The organism is Pedococcus sp. P2_E5 (genome assembly GCF_056403895.1).
The window spans coordinates 51,939-58,098 of record NZ_JBFUEP010000028.1; the positions used below are offsets into that span (position 1 = coordinate 51,939).

7 protein-coding genes and 1 other RNA gene are annotated in these 6,160 nt (G+C 70.2%); 2 read left to right on the forward strand and 6 right to left on the reverse strand.

What is annotated here, in order from left to right; all coding sequences use genetic code 11:
* Window positions 1-12 precede the first annotated feature (12 nt).
* Window positions 13-876: a type I methionyl aminopeptidase gene (gene map, locus AC1DVZ_RS11130; protein WP_477618257.1), complete on the forward strand. Its 864-nt coding sequence runs from the start codon at window positions 13-15 to the stop codon at window positions 874-876.
* A gap of 43 nt (window positions 877-919) precedes the next feature.
* On the forward strand, window positions 920-1,693 hold the full coding sequence (gene ppgK, locus AC1DVZ_RS11135; RefSeq protein ID WP_477618258.1) for a polyphosphate--glucose phosphotransferase: 774 nt from the start codon (window positions 920-922) through the stop codon (window positions 1,691-1,693).
* A 71-nt stretch (window positions 1,694-1,764) separates the two neighbouring features.
* Here the strand turns inward: ppgK and AC1DVZ_RS11140 are convergent, their stop codons facing one another.
* From AC1DVZ_RS11140 to AC1DVZ_RS11165, 6 genes are all read right to left on the reverse strand, one after another.
* The gene (locus tag AC1DVZ_RS11140; RefSeq protein ID WP_477618259.1) at window positions 1,765-3,336 is read right to left on the reverse strand and encodes a hypothetical protein; all 1,572 of its coding nucleotides are present in this window, start codon (window positions 3,334-3,336) and stop codon (window positions 1,765-1,767) included.
* Window positions 3,312-4,088: an ABC transporter ATP-binding protein gene (locus AC1DVZ_RS11145; protein ID WP_477618260.1), complete on the reverse strand. Its 777-nt coding sequence runs from the start codon at window positions 4,086-4,088 to the stop codon at window positions 3,312-3,314. The genes AC1DVZ_RS11140 and AC1DVZ_RS11145 overlap by 25 nt, the downstream gene beginning before the upstream one ends.
* 16 nt (window positions 4,089-4,104) lie before the next feature.
* Window positions 4,105-4,317, reverse strand: coding sequence for a hypothetical protein (locus AC1DVZ_RS11150; RefSeq protein ID WP_477618261.1), 213 nt, complete (start codon window positions 4,315-4,317; stop codon window positions 4,105-4,107).
* A 137-nt stretch (window positions 4,318-4,454) separates the two neighbouring features.
* Window positions 4,455-5,123 (reverse strand): MBL fold metallo-hydrolase, encoded by a 669-nt coding sequence (locus AC1DVZ_RS11155; protein ID WP_477618262.1) that lies wholly within the window; start codon window positions 5,121-5,123, stop codon window positions 4,455-4,457.
* Window positions 5,124-5,173: 50 nt separating this feature from the next.
* Window positions 5,174-5,571: RNase P RNA component class A (gene rnpB / locus AC1DVZ_RS11160), an RNA gene on the reverse strand.
* A gap of 132 nt (window positions 5,572-5,703) precedes the next feature.
* Window positions 5,704-6,150: a hypothetical protein gene (locus tag AC1DVZ_RS11165; protein ID WP_477618263.1), complete on the reverse strand. Its 447-nt coding sequence runs from the start codon at window positions 6,148-6,150 to the stop codon at window positions 5,704-5,706.
* Between the last annotated feature and the right edge of the window lie 10 nt (window positions 6,151-6,160).

Consider the following 6,160-nt stretch of genomic DNA (forward strand, 5'->3'; position numbering starts at 1 on the left):
AGACTCCACCGTATGCCGTTGACCTACGCAAGCGTGGCCCCGGGCGTGGTGTCCCCGCGTCTCCCGGTGCCGGCGTCGATCAGGCGGCCGGAGTACGTCGACCGGCCGGGCCCCACCCGCGACGACGCTCCCGAGGTCAAGGACGCCGAGACGATCGAGCTGATGCGGGTCGCCGGGCGCATCGCCGCGCAAGCCATGGCCGCGGCGGCCGCCGTGATCGCGCCGGGTGTCACGACGGACGAGATCGACCGGGTCGGCCACGAGTTCCTGATGGACCACGGCGCCTATCCGTCGACCTTGGGCTACAAGGGATTCCCCAAGTCGCTGTGCACCTCTGTCAACGAGGTGATCTGCCACGGCATCCCCGACGACCGCCCCCTCGAGGACGGTGACATCGTCAACATCGACATCACCGCCTTCATCGGAGGTGTCCACGGCGACACCGACGCGACCTACCTGTGCGGAGACGTCGACGAGGAGTCGCGGCTGCTCGTCGAGCGCACCCACGAAGCCATGATGCGCGGCATCAAGGCCGCGATCCCGGGCCGCGAGATCAACGTCATCGGACGGGTGATCCAGAGCTATGCGCGCCGTTTCGGCTACGGCGTCGTCCGCGACTTCACCGGTCACGGCATCGGGCGGTCGTTCCACAGCGGTCTGGTCATCCCCCACTACGACGCCGCGCCGTCCTACAGCACCATCATCGAGCCGGGCATGACCTTCACGATCGAGCCGATGCTCAACCTCGGGACGCAGGACTGGGAGATGTGGGACGACAAGTGGACCGTCGTCACCGCGGACCGACGCCGGTCGGCGCAGTTCGAGCACACCATCCTCATCACCGAGACCGGCAACGAGATCCTGACGCTGGCCTGAAGTTCGACCACCCAGGGCAGGGCAACCGCAAGGAGGCGGACCGATGGCGAAGGAAGCCAAGCAGGCCAAGCACGGGCTCCCGTTGGGGATCGACGTGGGAGGCAGCGGCATCAAGGGCGCACCCGTCGACCTGTCCAAGGGCGCCTTCGCGGCCAAGCGGATGCGGATCGACACCCCCCTCCCGTCGACGCCGGAGGCGGTGGCCCAGGTGATCGACCAGATCGTCGACCACTTCGACGACGTCCGTGGCGACTCCCCCATCGGAGTGACCATCCCGGGCGTGGTGACCCATGGCGTCGTCCGCTCGGCTGCGAACATCGACAAGGCCTGGCTCGACTTCGACGCCGAGCCGATGCTCGAGAAGGTCCTCGGCCACGACATCGTGCTCGTCAACGACGCGGACGCCGCCGGGGTCGCCGAGCTCCACTACGGCGCCGCCAAGGGCCAGAAGGGCCTGGTGGTGATGACGACCCTGGGCACCGGCATCGGGTCCGCGCTGATCTACGACGGGGTCCTCATCCCCAACTCCGAGCTGGGGCACCTCGAGATCGACGGCTACGACGCGGAGACCCGCGCCGCCTCCTCGATCAAGGACAAGGAAGGGCTGAGCTACCCGGACTGGGCCAAGCGGCTGCAGCGCTACTACAGCCACCTCGAGGCGCTCCTGTGGCCGGACCTCATCGTCGTGGGTGGCGGGGTGTCCAAGGACGCCGAGCAGTTCCTGCACCTGCTGACGCTGAAGACACCGATCGTGGCCGCCACGCTCCAGAACAAGGCCGGCATCATCGGCGCAGCCCACCTCGCGGCCCACAAGTAGCCCAGCCCACCCGACGGCACACCGTGGGCGCGCGGACCGCTGCCGCGCCCACGTCGCGCGGCAGCCGTCCGTCAGCGCATCGAGATGAGGTCCTGGAGCAGGATCGCCTGACGTCGGCGGAACAGGTCCGCACCCATCCGGGCCCCCACGACCAGCGCGGCCACCCCCAGCGCAGGTCCGACCGCCAGGACCGTCCACGCCGCCCACTGCCAGCCGACCCAGGCCAGGACACCCAGCACCAGCGCCGGGATGGACAGCGCGAACACGGCTGCGCCACAGACCGCCTGCACTCCGAGGGTGACCCCCGTCGAGCCCGGACGACTCGTGAACGGGTTCTCCCCCGGCGAAGGCACGCCGTACTGCTTCACGGCGCTGGTCACGCAGGCCACCGCGAAACCGTTGAGCGCCAAGGCGCAACCCACGCCGAAGGTGGCCGGCAGCAACCGCCAGGGCGCGCCCAACACCGGTCCCAGCACGGCATACGCGGGAACGCAGACGACCGCCATCAACCCTGAGGGAAACAGCCGTCCCAGCCGGTCGCTGACCCCGTCGACTCCGGCGGCGACGTGCATCCAGAAGGCCGTGGAGTCGTAACCGACGTCGTTGTGCTGTCCCCAGCCGATCATGTAGGCCGAGGCGAGCGGCATGGCGACCAGGGCCAGCTCCGACCCGGACCCGATGCCGGGGATGAGCAGACCCGCGGGGAGCAGGATCGTCATCACGGCCGGCATGTTGAAGCGGGGGTCGCGGACCCAGTAGGTGCCGGCTCGCGCCGCGATGGCACCCATCGGGGTACCGGGAAGCCGGGCGAACAACCCCAGTCCACCGGACACCGCGCCACCGTCGCCCGAGGTGGGCCTCGGGTTGCGCAGGACGGAGACGAGCAGCCGCTCCCACACCACGAGCAGGGCCAGACAGAGGACCGCAGCCAGGGCGAGTCGAGCCAGTCCGGCACCCCAGTGGCCGAGGGCCAGGTCACCAGCGGGCGCCCACGCCCAGCCCAGCGGCGTCCAGGCGAGTACGTCGGCGAGCCTGTCGAGGGTGGCCCGGTCGAGGCCACCGTCGCTGAGTCCACCGACGAGCGGACCCACGCTCACGAGGACGAGCAGGCCGGCCACGCCCGCCACGTCGCGGCCGCGCCGCGTGCCGAGCACCGCAGACGCGGCAGCCGTGACGATCCGRCTGAGCAGGACGCAGGTGGCCAGGCCGAGGAACCCTCCGATGAGCGCCACCAGCGTGGTTGCGACCGACCGGGAGCCCGCAACCACGCTGCCCAGCACCAGGAGGATGGTCGCGACCCCGGGCAGTCCGACGAGGGCGCTGAGCGCGAGCCCGAGGGCAAGGGTGCGTTCGCGTACGGCGAAGGTCGCGAACCGGGTGGGGTCCAGCGTGGGGTCGATGCCGAACAGCAGGACCGGAAGGAGGGCCCATCCGGCCAGCCCCGCCGCTCCGGCGATGACGACCGCGGTGCGCGCCAGGTCGATGTCACCCTGGGCCCGGAGCGTGACCGTCGCGGCGAGCCCTGCCACGACGAAGCCGCCTCCGTAGAGCACGCCGACGACCATCCCCACGATGGCGGCGACGCTGCGCCGCAGCCCGTTGCGCAGGAGGTCGAGCTTCAGTCGGAGGAGGTGCGCAACCACGCCAGGCCCTCCACGTGGGTGTCGCCCCCGACGAGGCCGAGGAAGCGGTCCTCCAGCCCTTCGCCCGCCCGGACGTCGTCGAGCGTCCCCGCCGCCCGGACCGTGCCCTCCGCGATGATCGCCACATCGGTGCAGATCCGCTCGACGAGGTCCATGACGTGGCTCGAGAGCACCACGGTGCCGCCGGTGGCCGCGAAGTCCTCGAGGATCCGACGGATCGTGCGGGCTGACACCGGGTCCACGGCCTCGAACGGCTCGTCCAGGACGAGCAGCCGGGGGGCGTGGACCAGGGCGCAGGCGAGGGTGATCTTCTTGGTCATGCCCGCGGAGTAGTCGATGACCAGCTTGCCGGCGGCATCGGTGAGTCCCAGCGCCGCGAGCAGCTCGCCGGTGCGCTCGACGACGAGGCCACGGTCCATCCCACGCAACAGGCCGGCATACGTCACGAGCTGTTGGCCGGTGAGGCGGTCGAAGAGGCGAAGCCCGTCCGGGAGGATCCCGATCTGCGACTTGGCGCCCACGGGGTCGGCCCACACGTCGGTGCCGAGGACGTGCGCGCTGCCCGCATCGGGACGCAGCAGCCCGGTGGCCATCGAGAGCGTCGTGGTCTTGCCTGCGCCGTTGGGCCCGACCAGCCCGTAGAAGGACCCGCGCGGCACATCGAGGTCGAGGCCGTCGACGGCGGTGGTCGAGCCGAACCGCTTGGTCAGGCCGCGTAGGCGCAGGGCGATCTGTGGCGCGGGCTCCGGCATGGACCCGACGCTAGCGTCAGCGCTGCCTGGCGATGAGCAAGGCCTTCTTGGGCACGTTCGTGTCGACCGTGTAGCGGCGGGGCTTGTCGGCGTCCTGCTCGGCGTAGCCCATCTTCGCGAGGCGCATCAGCACCACAGGACACTGCGCACACCGCGGCTTGTCCTTGCAGCACTTCTTCTTCGCCTTGGCGAGCTTGGTCCCCTTGGCGGCCTTCGGGTTCTTGGGCACGCGAGGAGAGTAGGTGAGCCTTACCTAACTCTCCAAATCCGGTCCACCAGCCGGGCGAAGAGGGTATGCCGGGTGGTCGCCGTCGCTGCCCACCGTTGCCCAGCCATCGCTCAGTCCCGCTCAGCCCTCTCAGCCCCTCAGCCCCCGCTGGCGAACTCCTCGGGCTCGCCGTCGGCGAGGTCGTGGATCCGGGTGTCCTTCGACCCGAGGTTGCCCGCCTGGCCGAGGTAGAGGGCGCGTCCGACACTGCTGAGCAGGGCGTCGTGGATCGGGATCGCGTGCGGCGCTGCGATGCGACGCAGGAAGGCCGTCATCTCCCGGCTGCGCTGCCACGGTGCGTTGAGGGGGAAGGCGAGGACGTCGACCCCCACCGGTTCGGCGTCCAGCGCGTCGCCGGGGTGGAAGAACGTGGGCTCACCGTCGGCGCTGATCCGCATGCCGGTGTTGTGGATCCGGGGGATGTCCTCGTGGATGAGTGCGTGCAGCTCCCCCACGCCGGCCACCGTCACCCGGCCCGCGCCGACGGTGGCTCGGTCGCCGGGACCGAAGGCGACGACGTCGAAACCGCTGTCCTGCAACAGCTTCGCGGTGTCCGGGTCGGCCAGGACCTGGGCGCGCGGGTTGGCCTTCAGGAGCTCGGGGAAGCGCTCCTGGTCGAGGTGGTCGGGATGCTGGTGGGTCACGAGCACGGCGTCGAGGTCGCGCTGCTCGTGGGCACCGGGCGACCAGCCCCCCGGGTCGAGCAGGATGCGCGCGTCGGCGATCTCGACGAGCAGGCTGGCGTGGCCGAGGTGGGTGATCCGCATGTCCCCCACCGTAGGACGTGACGCGTCGTAGCCGCCGCCGGCACGGATGGTGGATGAGTCGGTCGATACGCCGGGTTCTGTCACCGCTGGTCGTTACCGGCCAGCAGGAGACGGTCATCCATCTACGACAGCCGTTGCCGACTGCCTCCAGCGCTCTACCCGTGCACTCGGGCGGGCCGCCCTCGAACGCGCACTGTCTGAGCTTGCTCCAGGTGGGGTTTACCGAGCCGAACCAGTCACCTGGCCCGCTGGTGGTCTCTTACACCACCGTTTCACCCTTACCGCGGCGCCTGTCCGGCCGGAGCCGGATGGTTCACCGTGGCGGTCTGTTCTCTGTGGCACTGTCCCGCGGGTCACCCCGGGTGGCTGTTAGCCACCACCTTGCCCTTCGGAGCCCGGACGTTCCTCGGCGGTGATTGCTCACCGACGCGACCGCCTGACCGACTCATCCGCCGCCAAGGATAGGGCAGGTATGCCGCGTGGCCCGCCACGCGGCATACGCCCGTCCCCTCACGCGCCCTGTTGGAAGTGGAACTTCCGGCTATCCGGAAGTAGTCGCACGCACTCGCGTCCTCCGGCCTCATGGAGACCGTCGGAATCGCGCGACGGAAAGCGCCGCCTGTACCTGGTCCAGAAAGGCCCTCGTCTCGAGACGCAAGCCGACCAGATCGATGGCGAGGACGATCTCGCCCCCCAGCTGCAGACCGTTCCGCCGCAGGTTGTCCGCCGTGATGGCCAGGCCCTGTCGATGTTGGGCGCCGTCGACCTCCACGACGACCCCATGCTCCTCCCAGGCGACATCGAGATAGATCCGTCCTCGCGGCCCGTGACGCACCACCTGTCGGGTTGGCTCGGGGATCCCCCTGGCGCGACAAAGACGGGCGAAGTCGAGCTCGCCGAGGGCCTGCGCGCCATCGGCGACGTCGCGCACAAGGGTTTGGATGAAGGCCCGTCGAGTGCGGCCGTGACGGCGAGCCGAGGTCGCCAGCAGGGCGGGCCCGGTGACCAGTCGCTGCTGAGCGGCCATGCACACGATC